The sequence below is a fragment of the Cedecea sp. B1(4) genome (assembly GCF_059414925.1).
Genome location: NZ_JCAHMZ010000006.1, coordinates 142496 through 158459, shown reverse-complemented (window position 1 = coordinate 158459; position 15964 = coordinate 142496). Strand labels below are relative to the sequence as shown.

Genomic DNA, 15964 nt, shown 5'->3' with positions numbered 1-15964 from the left:
GACGAGGTTTGTGAATGCCTAAATGCAGCACTTGGTTTACCGCGCTTTTCTTGTTCGTTGCTCTTTGGGCACCCTGCAGTCAGGCAGATAACGGATGGCAACCGATTCAGGACACCATCCGTAAAAGTGAAAAAGATCCTCGTCAGTATCAGGCTATTCGTTTAGATAACGGTATGACCGTGCTGCTGGTTTCCGATCCGCAGGCGGTGAAGTCGCTGTCAGCGCTGGTGGTGCCGGTTGGCTCACTGAAAGATCCAGATGCTCACCTTGGGCTTGCCCATTTTCTGGAACATATGACGCTGATGGGTTCCAGAAAATATCCGGACCCGGATAGCCTGTCTGAATTCCTCAAAAAACATGGCGGCAGCCACAATGCCAGTACCGCCACCTATCGAACCGCATTTTATCTTGAAGTAGAAAACGATGCGCTCGAAGGTGCCGTAGACCGCCTGGCCGACGCCATTGCTGAACCTAACCTCGCGGCACAATATGCCGAGCGCGAACGTAACGCAGTAAACGCCGAGTTGACGATGGCCCGTGCGCGTGACGGGATGCGCATGGCACAGGTTAGCGCCGAAACAATCAACCCTTTACACCCGGCGGCGCGTTTCTCCGGCGGCAACCTTGAAACCCTGCGTGACAAACCCGGCAGCAAGTTGCTCGACGCGCTGGTGGCATTCAGAAATAAGTACTACTCGGCAAACCTGATGAAAGCCGTTATCTACAGCAACAAGCCTTTGCCTGAACTGGCGAAGATTGCCGCTGAAACTTACGGCCGCGTTCCTGACAAAAATATCGAAAAGCCGGTTATTGATGTACCGGTAGTGACTGACGCGCAAAAAGGTATCTTCATCCACTATGTGCCGGTCATGCCGCGCAAGGTGGTTCGCGTTGAGTTTCGCATTGATAACAATAGCGATAAATTCCGCAGCAAAACCGATGAGCTGATTGGTTACCTGATCGGCAACCGTAGCCACGATACGCTGTCGGATTGGCTGCAAAAGCAGGGGCTTGCGGAGAGCGTACGCGCGGATTCTGACCCGATGGTGGCCGGTAACAGCGGTGTTTTCGCCATCTCCGTGTCCCTGACTGATAAAGGTCTGGCCAATCGTGACCAGGTGGTTGCGGCGATATTCAGCTATCTCGATCAGTTGCGCGCCAAAGGTATCGATAAACGTTACTTTGACGAGCTTGCACACGTGCTGGATCTCGACTTCCGTTACCCGTCCATCACCCGTGATATGGACTACATCGAATGGCTGGCGGATACCATGCTGCGCGTCCCGGTCACCCATACGTTAGATTCAGCAAATATCGCTGACCAGTACGATCCTGACGCGATTAAAGCGCGTCTGGATATGATGACGCCGCAAAATGCCCGCGTGTGGTATGTCAGCCCGCAGGAGCCACACAATAAAACGGCTTATTTCGTTGATGCGCCTTACGAAGTTGACAAAATTCCTGCGCAGACCTATGCCGACTGGCAGCAGAAGGCAGATGCTATCAAGCTTGAGCTGCCTCAGCTGAATCCTTACATTCCCGATGACTTCACGCTTTATAAGCCACAGAAGCAGTACGACCATCCTGAGCTGCTGATCCACGAGCCGGATCTGCGGGTGGTGTATATGCCGAGCCGCTATTTTGGCAACGAGCCAAAAGCGGACGTGACGCTTGTGCTGCGTAATCCACAGGTGATGAACAGCGCGAAGAATCAGGTGCTGTTTGCCATCAATGATTACCTTGCGGGCATTGCGCTGGATGAACTCAGCAATCAGGCATCGGTTGGCGGCATCAGTTTCTCATCTAACGCCAATAGCGGGCTGATGATTAACGCCAACGGCTATACGCAGCGCCTGCCGCAGCTGTTTGAAGCGCTGCTGAAGGGCTATTTCAGCTATACCCCAACGCAGGAACAGCTGGATCAGGCCAAGTCCTGGTATGCCCAGATGATGGATTCGGCGGACAAAGGCAAAGCCTTTGAGCAGGCGATTGCGCCGGTGCAGATGGTTTCGCAGGTGCCTTATTTTGAGCGTAGTACCCGTCGGGCGTTGCTGCCGGAGCTGACGCTTAAGGACGTGCTGGATTATCGTGAGCGGTTGAAAACCAACTCCCGGCCTGAGTTTATGGTCATTGGCAACATGTCTCCAGAGCAGACCAAACAGCTGGCGGAAAACGTCAAAGCCCAGCTGACTCCGAAAGGTGGAGAATGGTGCCGGAATGACGATGTGCTGATTAATAAGCAGCATCTGGCTATGTTTGAAAAAGCCGGAAGCAGCACCGACTCGGCGCTGGCGGCGGTTTATGTACCCAAAGGCTATAACGAAGCCACCAGCACTGCCTATGGCTCAATGCTGGGGCAAATCATTCAGCCCTGGTTCTATAATCAATTGCGTACACAAGAGCAGCTTGGCTATGCGGTGTTTGCTTTCCCTATGTCCATTGGTCGCCAGTGGGGAGTGGGGTTCCTGCTTCAGAGTAGCGATAAACAACCGGCTTACCTGTATGAGCGGTTTAAAGCGTTTTATCCGGTTATCGAGAAAAAGCTGCGCGGGATGAGCGACGCAGAATTTGCCCAAATCCAGCAGGGGATGATTGCCCAGATGCTGCAAGCTCCTCAAACGCTTGCGGAAGAAGCGGCGCAGCTTAGCAAAGATTTCGACCGCCGAAACATGGCGTTTGATTCCCGTGATAAAGTGATAGCCGAAATTAAGAAATTAACGCCGCAGAAGCTGGCTGATTTCTTCCATCAGGCGGTGATAGCTCCCCAGGGGATGGCGGTGTTGTCACAGATTTCCGGCAGCCATAACGGCAAAGCAGAGTATGCAGCTCCAAAAGGGTGGAAAACCTGGGAGGGGGCACGCAGTCTGCAGCAGGCGTTACCACTAGTAAGCGAGAAATAATGACCGATGTAACTGCGCAGCCCCTTGATCCTTTAAGTTTGCCGCTGTTCGGCGAACGGTTGATAGAAGCTTCCGCGGGGACCGGTAAGACCTTTACCATTGCCGCACTTTATTTGCGGCTGCTGCTGGGCTTAGGGGGAGAGAATGCTTTCCCCCGTCCGCTGGGGGTTGAAGAACTGCTGGTGGTGACTTTCACCGAAGCGGCCACCGAAGAACTGCGTGGCCGTATTCGGGCGAATATCCACGAATTGCGTATCGCCTGTATCCGTAACCGCACCAAAAACCCACTTCTGCAAAACTTGCTTGTCCAGATTACGGACAAGCAGCTCGCTGCCCGTACCTTGCTGTTAGCCGAACAGCAGATGGATGAGGCCGCTATCTTCACGATCCACGGCTTTTGCCAGCGGATGCTCAGCCTCAACGCTTTTGAGTCCGGGATGCTGTTCGAGCAGCAGCTACTTGAGGATGAATCCTTGCTGCGCCGCCACGCCTGTGCTGATTTCTGGCGGCGTCACTGCTACCCGCTGCCAAAACCTGTCGCGCAGGCGATGAGTGAGGAGTGGTCGGGGCCGGAAGCGCTTTTAAGGGATATCAATAGCTGGCTTCAGGGTGAACAGCCCCAGTTGAAGCAGCCCCCGGCGGATGATGAAACGCTGCTGGCTCGCCATGAAAAAATAATCGCCGCTATCGACGGGGTTAAAGCTCAGTGGAGAGCCGCCGCGGGTGAGTTGGCAAGCCTGATTAGCGATTCTGGCGTGGATAAACGCAGCTACAGCAGTAAACATTTGCCAAACTGGCTGGAAATTGTTGGTCAGTGGGCGCAGCTGGAAACCAGCAGTTATAAGCTCCCTGAGGCGCTGGCGAAGTTTGCGCAAAGCACGCTTGAAGAGAAAACCAAAAAAGGCGAAGTGCCCCGGCATAGCCTGTTCAGCGCCATCGACGCATTGCTTGCAGAGCCGCTAACGCTGCGTGACCTGGTGATTGCCAGAGCCATGGCGGAAATTCGCTATATTGTTCAGCAAGAGAAGCGCCGCCGCGGTGAACTGGGCTTTGACGATATGCTGAGTCGGCTCGATGAATCTCTGCATCAGCCCGGCGGCGACGCCTTAGCGACGGCGATCCGCAGCCGTTTCCCGGTGGCGATGATCGATGAGTTCCAGGATACCGACCCGCAGCAGTACCGTATCTTCCGCCGCCTGTATATCAAGCAGCAGGGCACCGCGCTGTTGCTGATTGGTGACCCTAAGCAGGCTATTTATGCTTTCCGCGGCGCCGATATTTTTACCTACATGAAGGCGCGTCAGGAAGTTAGTGCCCACTATACGCTGGACACTAACTGGCGCTCGTCTCCCTCGATGATCCACGGCGTAAACACGCTGTTCCAGCAGGTTGAGAACCCGTTCTTATTCCGCCAGATCCCGTTCCTGCCGGTTAAATCAGCGCCCCGTAACGGTGGGCTACGGTTTACGGTCCAGGGTGAAAGCCAGTCGGCGGTGAAAATGTGGCTCCAGCCGGGGGATGGCGTCGGTGTAAGTGATTACCAACAAGCGATGGCATCGCAGTGTGCACGGCAAATTCGAGACTGGCTCACCGCAGGGCAACGGGGGGATGCGCTGCTTTGGCTGGGGGATGACGCCCGGCCGCTCAGGGCATCGGATATGACGATTCTGGTTCGCAGCCGCGGAGAAGCGGCCATCGTACGTGATGCGTTGGGCGCGCTGAATATTCCTTCGGTGTATCTCTCTAACCGCGATTCGGTGTTTGCTACCGTTGAGGCACGTGAGCTGCTGTGGGTACTACAGGCCGTACTGACGCCTGAAATTGAGACGGCCATGCGCAGCGCCATTGCGACAGCCATGTTCGGGCTGGATGCCCAAGCTATCGAGTCTCTGAACAACGACGAACTGGCCTGGGATCATCTGGTTGACGAATTCTTTGGCTACCGCGAGCAGTGGCTTAAGCGGGGCGTGATGCCCATGTTAAGAGCCTTAATCGGGGCGAGAAATATAGCTGAAAACCTGCTGGCCACGCCGGGGGGAGAGCGCAGGCTGACCGATATTTTGCACATCAGCGAACTGTTACAGGAAGCCTCGGCAGAAATGGAGAGCGAGCATGCGCTGGTGCGCTGGCTGGCGCAGAGGATTGCCGAGCCGGACAGCAACGCTTCCAGTCAGCAGTTGAGGCTCGAAAGTGATAAACATTTGGTGCAGGTGGTGACCATCCACAAATCTAAAGGGCTGGAGTATCCGTTGGTCTGGCTGCCGTTCGTGGCCAACTATCGTCCGCAGAGCAGCGGCCTTTATCACGACCGAACCACCTTTACCTCACTTCTGGATTTGAGCAACGACGCGGAAAGCCTGGGGCTGGCCGAAGAAGAACGTCTGGCGGAAGACTTACGTCTGCTCTATGTGGCATTGACCCGCTCCGTCTGGCACTGCAGCTTGGGCGTTGCGCCGTTGTTCCGCGGTTCGAGAGCCAAAAAAGGCAACAGCGACCTGCACCTCAGTGCGCTGGGCTATTTGCTGCAAAAAGGGGAAGCGCTCGATGCAGAGGGACTGCGCCAGGCGCTTGATAGTCTGAAAAGCGAAGCCATCGACGTTGAAACACTCTCTTCCGGGGACGATACTCCGTGGCAGCCGCGGCCCGATGCTTTGCCCGAGCTTGCCGCCCGCCAGCTAAAGCGTCGAATCACCGATAACTGGCGCGTGACCAGTTATTCTGGTCTGCAGCAGCACGGCAGCAGTCGGGCTCTGGATTTAGTGCCACGCCTGGACGTTGACGCCGTTGGGGAAGCCCCGGAGCAAAGTGAGCCGTTACTTACGCCGCATACTTTCCCGCGCGGGGCTTCACCGGGCACTTTCTTACACAGCCTCTTCGAAGAGGTTGATTTTACACAGCCAGTACAGCCTGAAGAGACAGAAAAACACCTGCTTGCCAATGGGTTTAGCGGCGAGTGGGAGCCGGTGGTGAGCCGCTGGCTGGAAGAGGTGCTTGCTGCGCCGCTCAATGACACCGGCGTTGCCCTGAACCTGCTTTCTGCGAAGGAGAGACAGGTGGAGCTGGAATTTTATTTACCTATCGACAATGAGCTACAGGCGCCGGCGTTAGACGGTCTGGTTCGCCATTACGACCCGCTGTCTGCTGGCTGCCCGCCTTTGGACTTCCGTCAGGTGAAGGGAATGCTGAAAGGGTTTATCGACCTGGTGTTCCGCTGGCAGGGGCGTTACTACCTGCTGGACTATAAATCTAACTGGCTGGGTGAAGACAGCAGCGCCTACACCCAGGAGGCGATGGCGAAGGCGATGCAGTCCCACCGCTACGACTTGCAGTACCAGCTCTACACGCTGGCGCTGCATCGCTACCTGCGCCACCGTATGGCCGGATATAACTACCAGCAGCACTTTGGTGGGGTTATCTATTTGTTCCTGCGAGGCGTGGAGCAGGGTAAGCCCGAGCAGGGTATTTTTTCTACGCGACCGGACGTCAGACTGGTTGAAGCAATGGATGCGCTGTTCGCCGGGGCAGCAGAGGAGATCCCATAGTGAGTATGTCTCAGCTACTCAACCAGGCGGTGGTGCTGAAAGTCCTCAGGCCGCTGGATTCACAGTTTGCCATGATGGTGGCTAACGATAAGCAGCCCGCCGTTATGCTGGCCGCAGCGCTGTTAAGCCGAGAATCAGGCGAGGGGCATGTCTGCCTGCCGCTGGAGCGCATCAGGCCCGAATATGCCTTCGCTGGCAAACATCCTGAACTTGTGGCTCAGCTTTTTGCCGAGGCGGAGCCTACTTCGGGCTGGCACAGCGCATTACTGGCTTCCCATTCGGTAAGCTCGGGCGACGAACCCACGCCGCTGAAACTCATTGATAACCGCCTTTACCTCAACCGTATGTGGAGCAACGAGCATCGGGTGGCGGCCTTCTTCGGTGAACATAACCAGCCTGTTGTGGTGGATGAGACCCGGCTTCGCGAAATCCTCGACGTGCTGTTTGGTAGCAGCCCACAGACCGACTGGCAGAAAGTGGCCGCGGCGGTGGCGCTGACCCGACGTATTTCAGTTATTTCCGGCGGGCCGGGAACAGGTAAAACCACAACGGTGGCAAAGCTGTTGGGCGCGCTGGTTCAGCTTTCCGATGGCCAGCCCGTGCGCATTCAGCTTGCGGCGCCTACGGGCAAGGCGGCCGCACGCCTGACGGAATCGTTGGGAAGTGCGCTGCGCCAGCTGCCGCTCAGCGATGAGCAGAAAAAGCGCCTGCCTGAAGAGGCTTCGACGCTGCACCGGCTTTTAGGCGCGCAACCAAACAGTCAGCGGTTGCGCCACCATGCCGGGAATCCTCTGCACCTGGATGTGCTGGTGGTGGATGAGGCCTCGATGGTAGATCTGCCGATGATGTCCCGGCTGATTGATGCTTTACCGGAGCAGGCCCGCGTCATCTTCCTCGGAGACAGAGATCAACTAGCTTCCGTAGAGGCGGGGGCGGTGCTGGGTGATATCTGCCATTACGTGAACGACGGGTATTCGGCTGAGCGTGCGGAGCAATTAAATCGGCTCACGGGCTGTGAGGTACCCGTAGGAGAGAGCGCACGGGGGATTGCGCTGCGTGACGGGCTTTGCCTGCTGCGTAAGAGCTATCGGTTCGACAGTCAGTCCGGCATCGGTCAACTGGCATTTGCCGTTAATGCCAGCGATAGCAGGCAGGTGAAAGCTGCGTTTGGACAAGGGTTTACGGACATCTCACTGCAGTCGCTGCTGGAGCCGGAGGATTATACGGCGATGATTGCCGACGTGGTCAGCGGCTACGGCGAGTATTTGCAACTGGTGCGTCAGAAAGCCACGCCTGCAGAGATCATTGGTGCCTTTGGCCGTTATCAGTTGCTGTGTGCCTTACGTGAAGGGCCTTTCGGCGTCAGCGGCCTGAATGAGCGTATTGAGCAGGCGCTTGTACAGGCGCGTTTGATTCAGCTGCCTTCGCAGGCGCTGTCACGCTGGTACGACGGGCGTCCGGTGATGATTGCCCGCAATGATAGCTCGCTTGGCTTGTTTAATGGCGATATTGGTATTGCTTTGCAGCGTGAGGAAGGGGTTCGCGTCTGGTTTTCAATGCCGGATGGTTCAGTAAAATCCGTTCAGCCCAGCCGCCTGCCTGCACACGATACGGCCTTCGCCATGACCGTGCATAAATCTCAGGGTTCTGAATTTGACCACGCCGCGTTGGTATTGCCGAATCAGTTTGTGCCGGTGGTGACGCGTGAGCTGGTGTACACCGCGATCACGCGCGCCCGTAAGCAGCTGTCGCTGTATGCCGATGAACGCGTGTTGAATAAAGCGATAGCCACGCGTACGGAGCGCCGCAGCGGGCTTATGGCGATTTTCTCTGGAGAATAAAAGACAAGGGAAGGCACACTTTATGCCTTCCCTTTTTTCAGGTCAGGTCGGCCATCAGCACTTTTGATTTGCGCTGATAGTTGTACATCTCTTTTTTGCTCGCCGGCAGCAGCTCAACGTCCACCGGCAGGAAGCCCCGCTCCTGGAACCAGTGGATGCTACGGGTGGTCAGCACGAACAGCTTGCTCAGCCCCATTTGCCGCGCCTGGTTGGCGACGCGGTTCAGCAACTCTTCGCCCCGGGACGAACTACGGTAGTCAGGGTGTACCGCGACGCAGGCCATTTCGCCGATGCTTTCTTCCGGGAACGGATAGAGCGCAGCGCAGGCTATGGTCAGGTTATCCCGTTGAATAATCGTGAACTTGTCGATCTCCATTTCCAACTGCTCACGGGAGCGGCGTACCAGGATCCCTTGCTGTTCCAGCGGGCGGATCAGCTCAAGAATACCGCCGATGTCGTTAATGGTGGCACGGCGGATCTGCTCGGCGCTTTCCATCACAATTTGCGTGCCGATCCCATCACGGGAGAACAGTTCCTGCAGCAGGGCACCATCTTCCTGATAGCTGAGCAGATGGCTGCGGCGCACGCCGCTGCGGCAGGCCTTCACCGCTCCGCGCAGGAAGCGCACTGTGCCGGAATGATAGTCGCCGGTGCTTTCCAGGGCTTCAATACGCTGCTGAGCCTCGTTCGGGAACAGCTCAGAAATCACGTTCCCCAGGTCGTCGGTCACGCCCTGAGCGGAGCAGAACCCAATCATTTTCTCTGCCTTCAGCTTAACCGCAAGCTGGGTGGCCACTTCTTCGGAGGTGAGGTTAAAGCTTTCCCCCGTCACTGAAACCGCGACCGGTCCCATCAGTACAATCGCGCCGCTGTCCAGCTGGCGGTGAATGGCTTCTTCATCAATACGGCGGACGCGCCCGCTGTGGCAGTAGTCCACGCCGTCATCCACGCCCAGAGGCTGTGCGATGATAAAGTTACCGCTGACCACGTTGATATGGGCACCCTGAAGCGGCGTATTACCCAGGCTCATGGAAAGTCGTGCGGTGATGTCGAGCTGAAGCAGCCCTGCAGCCTGTTTCACCAGTTCTAGGGTTTTTGCGTCGGTGACTCGGGTGTGTTTATGGTAAACCGGCTCGTGGTGATGTTCGGCCAGGTTTTCGTCAATCTGCGGACGTGCGCCGTACACCACGACCAGGCGAATGCCCAGGCTGTGAAGCAGGCCAATATCGTTGACGATGCTGGAAAAGTTTTCATGTTCAATGGCTTCGCCGCCGAGCATGATGACAAACGTTTTTCCCCGGTGGGCATTAATATAGGGAACAGAATGGCGGAATCCCTGGACCAGTTCAGTTCTGCGTTCCTTTACCACGGCACACCCTCATTGCATGATTATTCGTAATTTGTGTATTTTTATTCTTTTATGGCGTTGGGTGCAAGCGCCAATTTTCATCCAGGATAAAATTCCTCCTCCCTGACTTTTTATCTCCTTTTCTGAACGTTTACCCTTTTATAGATGACAGTAACCGCGTGTTTCGCTAAAGTTTTTGGCTCAAAAAATAAATTCATCTATTTAGTGATTTTATCGCTCAGGGGAGCCATGCCAGATTCCAGTTCGTTAATGAGTCGCCGCCGTTTACTTCAGGGTGCCGGAGCCATGTGGTTGTTGAGCGTCAGCAAGGTCGGTTTTGCTGCCTCAAGCCAGGTGATCGCCGTGCGCGTCTGGCCGGCCTCGTCTTATACCCGCGTGACGCTGGAATCTAACCATCAGCTGAAGTACCGCCAGTTTGCGCTCAGCAACCCGGAGCGAGTGGTTGTGGATATCGAAGGGGCACATTTGAATTCAGTTTTAAGAGGCATCGGCAGCCAGGTTCGCGGCGACGATCCCTTTATTAAATCCGCCCGCGTGGGGCAGTTCGATCCCAAGACCGTGCGCATGGTTTTTGAATTGAAGCAAAACGTGACTCCGCATTTGTTTGCGCTGGCCCCGGTCGCCGAATTTAAAGAGCGCCTGGTGATGGATCTTTATCCCGCCAATATGAATAGCGAACAAGATCCCCTGCTGGCATTACTGGAAGATTACAACAACGGCCAGTTAGACAAGAAAATGCCGGCGGAAAAAGGGCCGAAGCCGGGTAAAGCCGGGCGGGACCGGCCGATTGTCATCATGCTTGATCCAGGCCACGGCGGCGAAGACCCCGGTGCGATAGGCCCAAACAAGACCCGCGAAAAAGATATTGTGCTCAGTATTGCGCGCAGGCTGAAGGCCCTGCTCGATAAAGAGGGCAATATGAAGGCCTACATGACGCGTAATGAAGATGTGTTCATCCCGCTGAAAGTGCGCGTTGCCAAGGCGCAAAAACAGCGAGCCGATCTGTTTGTTTCTATTCATGCGGATGCATTTACGACCGCTGCCGCGCGCGGATCGTCGGTCTTTGCGTTGTCCACCAAAGGGGCGACCAGTACGGCGGCGAAATACCTGGCGCAAACGCAGAACGCCTCGGATTTAATTGGCGGCGTGGGCAAAAGTGGAGATCGCTATCTCGACCACACGATGTTCGACATGGTGCAGTCGCTGACCATTAACGACAGCCTGAAGTTCGGGAAAGAGGTGCTTAACCGGCTGGGGAAAGTGAACAAGCTGCATAAAAACAGCGTCGATCAGGCCGGGTTTGCGGTGTTAAAAGCGCCGGATATTCCGTCTATTCTGGTGGAGACAGCATTCCTGAGTAACCCTGAAGAGGAGCGCAAGCTGCGTACGGCCAAATTCCAGCAGGAAGTTGCGGAGTCAATTCTGGCGGGGATTAAGGCGTACTTCTCGGATAGCTCAAGGCTGGCAAGACGAGGCTAAAATGGCTGATAAAGGCGGGAGATAAACCTGCCTTATTTTTTTACAAACGGCAGAAACAAAAAAACACCCGTAAGGGTGTTCTCAATGTTGGTTGCGGGGGCCGGATTTGAACCGACGACCTTCGGGTTATGAGCCCGACGAGCTACCAGGCTGCTCCACCCCGCGTCCGTCATACTACTCTTTTTAATGATTTTTCATCATTGCGCTGTTAAATCAGCGACTTTTAATTGGTTGCGGGGGCCGGATTTGAACCGACGACCTTCGGGTTATGAGCCCGACGAGCTACCAAGCTGCTCCACCCCGCGTCCGTGGATGCGCACTATACTCCGCTCGCTTTTTGATGCAACCCTTTTTTCGAGTAAATACCTGAATTTCCCCTTAGTTGTTGAATTAACCCGCATAGTGGCCATAAAACAGACGTTTTTGCTGTGAGGGGTGTGCAACTCGTTTAATTCTGGCGGCGCGTTTGCTATCTTCGGCGAGGCATACAGAGGCAACGAGCAGGGCGAAAGGTAAATGAAAGGACGTTGGATTAAGTACACAGCGGCGGGGGCCATGTTAGCGATGCTGGCCGCCTGTTCATCAAAACCGACCGATCGCGGTCAGCAATATAAAGACGGGAAATTCTCCCAGCCTTTCTCACTGGTGAATCAGCCTGATGCGGTTGGCGCGCCTATCAACGGCGGCGACTATGCCGAGCAGGTTAACCAGATTCGTTCTGCTTCTCCCCGCCTCTATAATAACGGCAGCGATATCTATAATGCCGTGCAGCAGTGGCTGCGTGCCGGGGGCGATACCCGTCAGCTGAAGCAGTTCGGCCTTGATGCCTGGCAGATGGAAGGGGCTGACAACTACGGTAACGTGCAGTTTACCGGCTACTACACCCCGGTGATTCAGGCTCGTCATACTCGCCAGGGCGAATTCCAGTACCCTATTTACCGCATGCCGCCAAAACGTGGGCGTCTACCGTCCCGCGCGGAAATCTACGCCGGTGGGTTGAGCGACAGCTATGTTCTGGCCTACAGCAACTCTCTGATGGATAACTTCATCATGGATGTGCAGGGCAGCGGCTACATTGATTTTGGCGATGGTCAGCCTTTGACCTTCTTCGGCTATGCCGGTAAAAACGGCCACGCTTATCGCAGCATAGGCAAGGTGTTGATCGACCGCGGCGAAGTGAAGAAAGAAGATATGTCGATGCAGGCGATTCGCCACTGGGGAGAAACCCACAGCGAAGCGGCAGTACGGGAGCTGCTTGAGCAGAATCCTTCTTTTGTCTTCTTTAAACCCGCAAGCTATGCGCCGGTGAAAGGCGCGAGCGCGGTACCGTTGATTGGACGTGCCTCCGTGGCGTCTGACCGCTCCATCATTCCTGCTGGCACCACGCTGCTGACCGAAGTCCCACTGCTGGACAATAACGGGAAGTTCACCGGCCAGTACGAGCTGCGCGTGATGGTGGCGCTCGACGTTGGGGGGGCGATCAAAGGTCAGCACTTCGATATCTATCAGGGCATTGGCCCGGATGCCGGGCACCGCGCGGGTTGGTACAACCATTACGGGCGCGTCTGGGTGCTGAAAGCGGCGCCTGGCACGGGCAGCGTTTTTAACGGTTAATGCTGCAGCGTTTCCACCTTTATCTACGGGCTGTATAATCAGCCCGTTTTTTATTTCTGAGGATTTCCCCGATGTCTGTTGTTCTCTCTGATGCCTGGCTGCAACGCTTTGGCGGCACCGCTCGTTTGTATGGCCAGGCGGCGCTTCAGCTTTTTGCAGAAGCGCACATTTGCGTGATTGGCATCGGCGGGGTGGGCTCGTGGGCGGCAGAGGCGCTGGCGCGAACCGGGATTGGGGCCATTACGCTTATCGACATGGATGACGTTTGCGTCACCAACACCAACCGCCAAATCCATGCCCTGAAAGACAGCGTAGGCCAGGCCAAAACGGAAGTCATGGCCGCGCGTATCAAAGAGATCAATCCTGAGTGTCGGGTTACGGTGGTGGATGATTTTATTACCGCTGACAACGCCGCTGAGTTGCTTAGTCAGGGATTCAGCTATGTTATCGACGCCATTGACAGCGTGCGGCCAAAAGCGGCGCTGATCGCGTATTGCCGTCGCTATAAGATCCCGCTGGTGACCACGGGTGGCGCCGGTGGGCAAATCGATCCGACGCAGATTCAGGTTAGCGATCTGGCTAAAACTATTCAGGATCCGCTGGCGGCGAAGCTGCGTGAACGCCTGAAAAGTGATTTCGGCGTGGTGAAAAACAGCAAAGGGAAGCTTGGCGTAGACTGCGTATTTTCAACTGAAGCGCTGGTGTATCCGCAGGCTGACGGGTCAGTTTGCGCGATGAAAAGCACCGCCGAAGGCCCAAAACGGATGGACTGTGCCTCGGGCTTTGGGGCGGCGACCATGGTAACCGCCAGCTTTGGTTTTGTGGCGGTGTCTCATGTGCTGAAGAAGATGATGGCGAAGGCGGCACGAACCGCCGCCTGATTAACCCTCGTGCGCGGCCTGTTGAACGGCCGCGGCAAGGGCCGTAAGCCCGCTGCTGCGGGAAGCGCTTAGCTGATGGCGAAGCCCCAGAGCGTCAAACAGACTTAGCGGATCGTTTTCCAATAGCTGCCGGGCGGTTTTCCCCTCTACCGCGGTCAACAGCACCGCCAATAAGCCACGAACGATGCGTCCTTCACTGTCACCGTAAAAGTGCAGCGTTCCGTCCGGCAGGCGCTCGTGGCCCAGCCAAACGCGATTTTCGCAGCCGCTGATTTCAATACTCTCGGTTTTTAATGCCTCCGGCAGCGCCGGCAGCTTCTTACCCAATAAAATCAGCTGGCGGTATTTGTCTTCCCACTGCCGCTGCGCTTCGAAGGTGGTACGCAGCATATCTGCGTTAATTTCTGTGCCAAAGGGATGATTAGCCTGCATTCAGTCCACCAGAATATCGAGGGCGCGATCGACTGCGGCGAGCAGTTCGTGCACATCCTGCTGTGTGTTGTAAGGGGCGAAAGAGGCGCGCAGCGTTCCGCTAACGCCTAATGCGGCCATCAAGGGCTGCGCGCAGTGCTGGCCCGCCCGCAGCGCAATGCCTGATTCGGCCAGCAGCGTGACCATATCGCTATGGTGAACGCCCGCAAAGTCAAACGCCAGCAGGCTGGAGTCCTGACTGCGGAAGCTACGGAAACCGGGGAGTTTTGCCAGCTCGGACTCCGCGAGCGTGGCCAGGCTACGGCTCCAGTTTTCCGCCTGCTGTAAATCGACAGTTTCAAGCCATTCCAGTACAGCGCTAAGGCCAATGACGCCCGCGACGTTTGGCGTCCCGGCTTCAAAGCGGTAGGGCACTGGCTGAGTCTTAAACCCGTCGAATGAGACGTGGGTAATCATTTTCCCGCCGCCGAGCCACGGCGACATCTGCTCAAGGAGATCTGCTTTGCCATAGAGCGCGCCGATGCCGGTCGGGCCATACAGTTTATGGGCAGAAAAGGCGTAAAAGTCGATATCCAGCGCCTGCACGTCCGGCGGGCAGTGAACAATGCCCTGCGCGCCATCGACCATCACGACGGCACCTGCTTCGTGGGCAAGCTTGATAGCTTTTGCAAGATCGGGGCAGCCCCCGGTGACGTTAGACATTTGCCCAAGCGCCAGGATACGAGTGCAGTCATTCAGCAATGCCGGAAGCTGGTTAAGATCGGGCAGAGCCTGGTCATTCAGCGGCAGTTTCACCACTTTCGCACCGGTTTGCTCAGCCGCCATCAGCCACGGCACAAAATTGGCGTGATGTTCTGCCTCACTCACAATGATTTCATCCCCGTCTTTGAGGCGAGGGCGTGCATAGCACTGCGCAACCAGGTTTATGGCTTCGGTTGTGCCCCGGGTCCAGACTACGGATCTACCGCTTTCGGCGTTGATCAAATGTGCTACCTGGTCACGTGCCGCTTCGTAGCGCGCCGTCAGACGCTGCGCTTCTGGAAACTGGCTGCGGTGAACGTTCCCGGCACTCAGGCTGTAAAACTGTTGGGTAGCGTCGATCACGGCCTGGGGTTTTAGCGCCGTGGCCGCGCTGTCGAGATAGACGCCTGCATCTGCCAGTGCGGGAAATTGCGCACGAAAATGAGCGGGGTTAAATGCTGTCATGGGGATCCTCAGTTCAATGCACAGATCGTCGCGCAAAACTGACGTTGGCACAAGGTTTCCGTCTTTCTCGGAATCGTCTGTTTCTACTGGCAGAATGTGAGAAGCAGGTTATGCTAATTATTGTTGGACTAATATTTAAGCATGTTAGTAGGAAAGACTTAAACAGCATTAAACGCTATCCACAAGGAGAAGAATAATGAACAAATCTATCGCTATTGTTTCTGCCTGTATGATGACCTTTGCACTTGCAGCTTGTTCCAGCCCGAACTACATCATGCACACCAACGATGGACGCGCGATTGTCTCTGAAGGTAAGCCGAAGACCGATGACGAAACAGGGATGATCAAGTACAAAGATGCTAACGGCAATATGCAGCAGATTAACCGTTCGGACGTGAAAGAGATGGTTGAGCTGAAGAAGTAAAACTGCAGGCAAAAAAAAGCACCGCATTCGGCGGTGCTACATTAATCACTATGGACAGACAGGGTAAATGTACAGGAAGTGAAAAGGGGTAGCTTAGCTACCGTGGTCCGAAATGTCAGACCAATTGCAAACACAACAACACAACATCACAACCGTAAGCCAAAAGCCCTCCAGAACACGCATTCCAGACAACTTTTCGTTCCGACTCAGGAAGTGCCGCCACTATAGGTATTTGCTGGTGCATCCTCAACGGACAATTTATAATGGCTCAGATAA

General features: G+C 55.6%; 10 protein-coding genes and 2 tRNA genes. 7 read left to right on the top strand and 5 right to left on the bottom strand.

The genetic code is table 11. The annotated features are described in order from the left end of the window. The first annotated feature begins 14 nt into the window (after nt 1-14). Genes ptrA through recD form a run of 3 tightly spaced genes read left to right on the top strand, consistent with a single transcriptional unit; the run spans nt 15 to nt 8283 of the window. Nucleotides 15-2900, top strand: coding sequence for a pitrilysin (gene ptrA / locus ACR6JA_RS13390; protein ID WP_494493663.1), 2886 nt, complete (start codon nt 15-17; stop codon nt 2898-2900). After that, nucleotides 2900-6442 carry an exodeoxyribonuclease V subunit beta gene (gene recB / locus ACR6JA_RS13385; protein ID WP_494493662.1) on the top strand — a complete coding sequence of 1181 codons (3543 nt, stop codon included), beginning with the start codon at nt 2900-2902 and terminating at the stop codon, nt 6440-6442. The genes ptrA and recB overlap by 1 nt, the downstream gene beginning before the upstream one ends. Then, complete coding sequence (gene recD, locus ACR6JA_RS13380) at nt 6442-8283, top strand: exodeoxyribonuclease V subunit alpha (protein ID WP_494493661.1); 1842 nt, start codon at nt 6442-6444, stop codon at nt 8281-8283. Before recB ends, recD begins: the two co-directional genes overlap by 1 nt. 37 nt (nt 8284-8320) lie before the next feature. Here recD and argA read toward each other — a convergent pair whose 3' ends face one another. Continuing rightward, nucleotides 8321-9652 (bottom strand): amino-acid N-acetyltransferase, encoded by a 1332-nt coding sequence (gene argA, locus ACR6JA_RS13375; protein WP_213715292.1) that lies wholly within the window; start codon nt 9650-9652, stop codon nt 8321-8323. Nucleotides 9653-9880: 228 nt separating this feature from the next. Here argA and amiC point away from each other — a divergent pair, with 228 nt between their 5' ends. Then, nucleotides 9881-11131 carry an N-acetylmuramoyl-L-alanine amidase AmiC gene (gene amiC, locus ACR6JA_RS13370; RefSeq protein WP_494493660.1) on the top strand — a complete coding sequence of 417 codons (1251 nt, stop codon included), beginning with the start codon at nt 9881-9883 and terminating at the stop codon, nt 11129-11131. Nucleotides 11132-11219: 88 nt separating this feature from the next. On the opposite strand, the gene ACR6JA_RS13365 is transcribed toward amiC, so the two are convergent. Then, nucleotides 11220-11296: transfer RNA gene (locus ACR6JA_RS13365), tRNA-Met, on the bottom strand. Nucleotides 11297-11359: 63 nt separating this feature from the next. Beyond that, a tRNA-Met gene (locus ACR6JA_RS13360) sits at nt 11360-11436 on the bottom strand. Nucleotides 11437-11647: 211 nt separating this feature from the next. On the opposite strand from ACR6JA_RS13360, the gene mltA reads away from it, so the two are divergent. Both mltA and tcdA read left to right on the top strand, forming a co-directional pair. Continuing rightward, nucleotides 11648-12745: a murein transglycosylase A gene (gene mltA / locus ACR6JA_RS13355; protein ID WP_008458439.1), complete on the top strand. Its 1098-nt coding sequence runs from the start codon at nt 11648-11650 to the stop codon at nt 12743-12745. A gap of 71 nt (nt 12746-12816) precedes the next feature. Beyond that, entirely contained in the window at nt 12817-13626 is an 810-nt protein-coding gene (gene tcdA, locus ACR6JA_RS13350) for a tRNA cyclic N6-threonylcarbamoyladenosine(37) synthase TcdA (RefSeq protein WP_166878326.1), read from the top strand. Here the strand turns inward: tcdA and csdE are convergent, their stop codons facing one another. Beyond that, nucleotides 13627-14058: a cysteine desulfurase sulfur acceptor subunit CsdE gene (csdE, locus tag ACR6JA_RS13345; RefSeq protein ID WP_494493659.1), complete on the bottom strand. Its 432-nt coding sequence runs from the start codon at nt 14056-14058 to the stop codon at nt 13627-13629. Continuing rightward, nucleotides 14059-15264 (bottom strand): cysteine desulfurase CsdA, encoded by a 1206-nt coding sequence (gene csdA / locus ACR6JA_RS13340; protein WP_494493658.1) that lies wholly within the window; start codon nt 15262-15264, stop codon nt 14059-14061. Between the two features lie 196 nt (nt 15265-15460). Between csdA and ACR6JA_RS13335 the strand changes: the two genes are divergently transcribed. Then, entirely contained in the window at nt 15461-15688 is a 228-nt protein-coding gene (locus ACR6JA_RS13335; RefSeq protein WP_008458430.1) for a YgdI/YgdR family lipoprotein, read from the top strand. Nucleotides 15689-15964 lie beyond the last annotated feature (276 nt).

Excerpts from the sequence above, each read along its gene's own strand:
- ptrA (WP_494493663.1), top strand. The coding sequence starts at position 15 with ATGCCTAAATGCAGCACTTGGTTTACCGCGCTTTTCTTGTTCGTTGCT.
- recB (WP_494493662.1), top strand. The coding sequence starts at position 2,900 with ATGACCGATGTAACTGCGCAGCCCCTTGATCCTTTAAGTTTGCCGCTG.
- amiC (WP_494493660.1), top strand. The coding sequence starts at position 9,881 with ATGCCAGATTCCAGTTCGTTAATGAGTCGCCGCCGTTTACTTCAGGGT.
- mltA (WP_008458439.1), top strand. The coding sequence starts at position 11,648 with ATGAAAGGACGTTGGATTAAGTACACAGCGGCGGGGGCCATGTTAGCG.
- tcdA (WP_166878326.1), top strand. The coding sequence starts at position 12,817 with ATGTCTGTTGTTCTCTCTGATGCCTGGCTGCAACGCTTTGGCGGCACC.
- csdE (WP_494493659.1), bottom strand. The coding sequence starts at position 14,058 with ATGCAGGCTAATCATCCCTTTGGCACAGAAATTAACGCAGATATGCTG.
- csdA (WP_494493658.1), bottom strand. The coding sequence starts at position 15,264 with ATGACAGCATTTAACCCCGCTCATTTTCGTGCGCAATTTCCCGCACTG.
- ACR6JA_RS13335 (WP_008458430.1), top strand. The coding sequence starts at position 15,461 with ATGAACAAATCTATCGCTATTGTTTCTGCCTGTATGATGACCTTTGCA.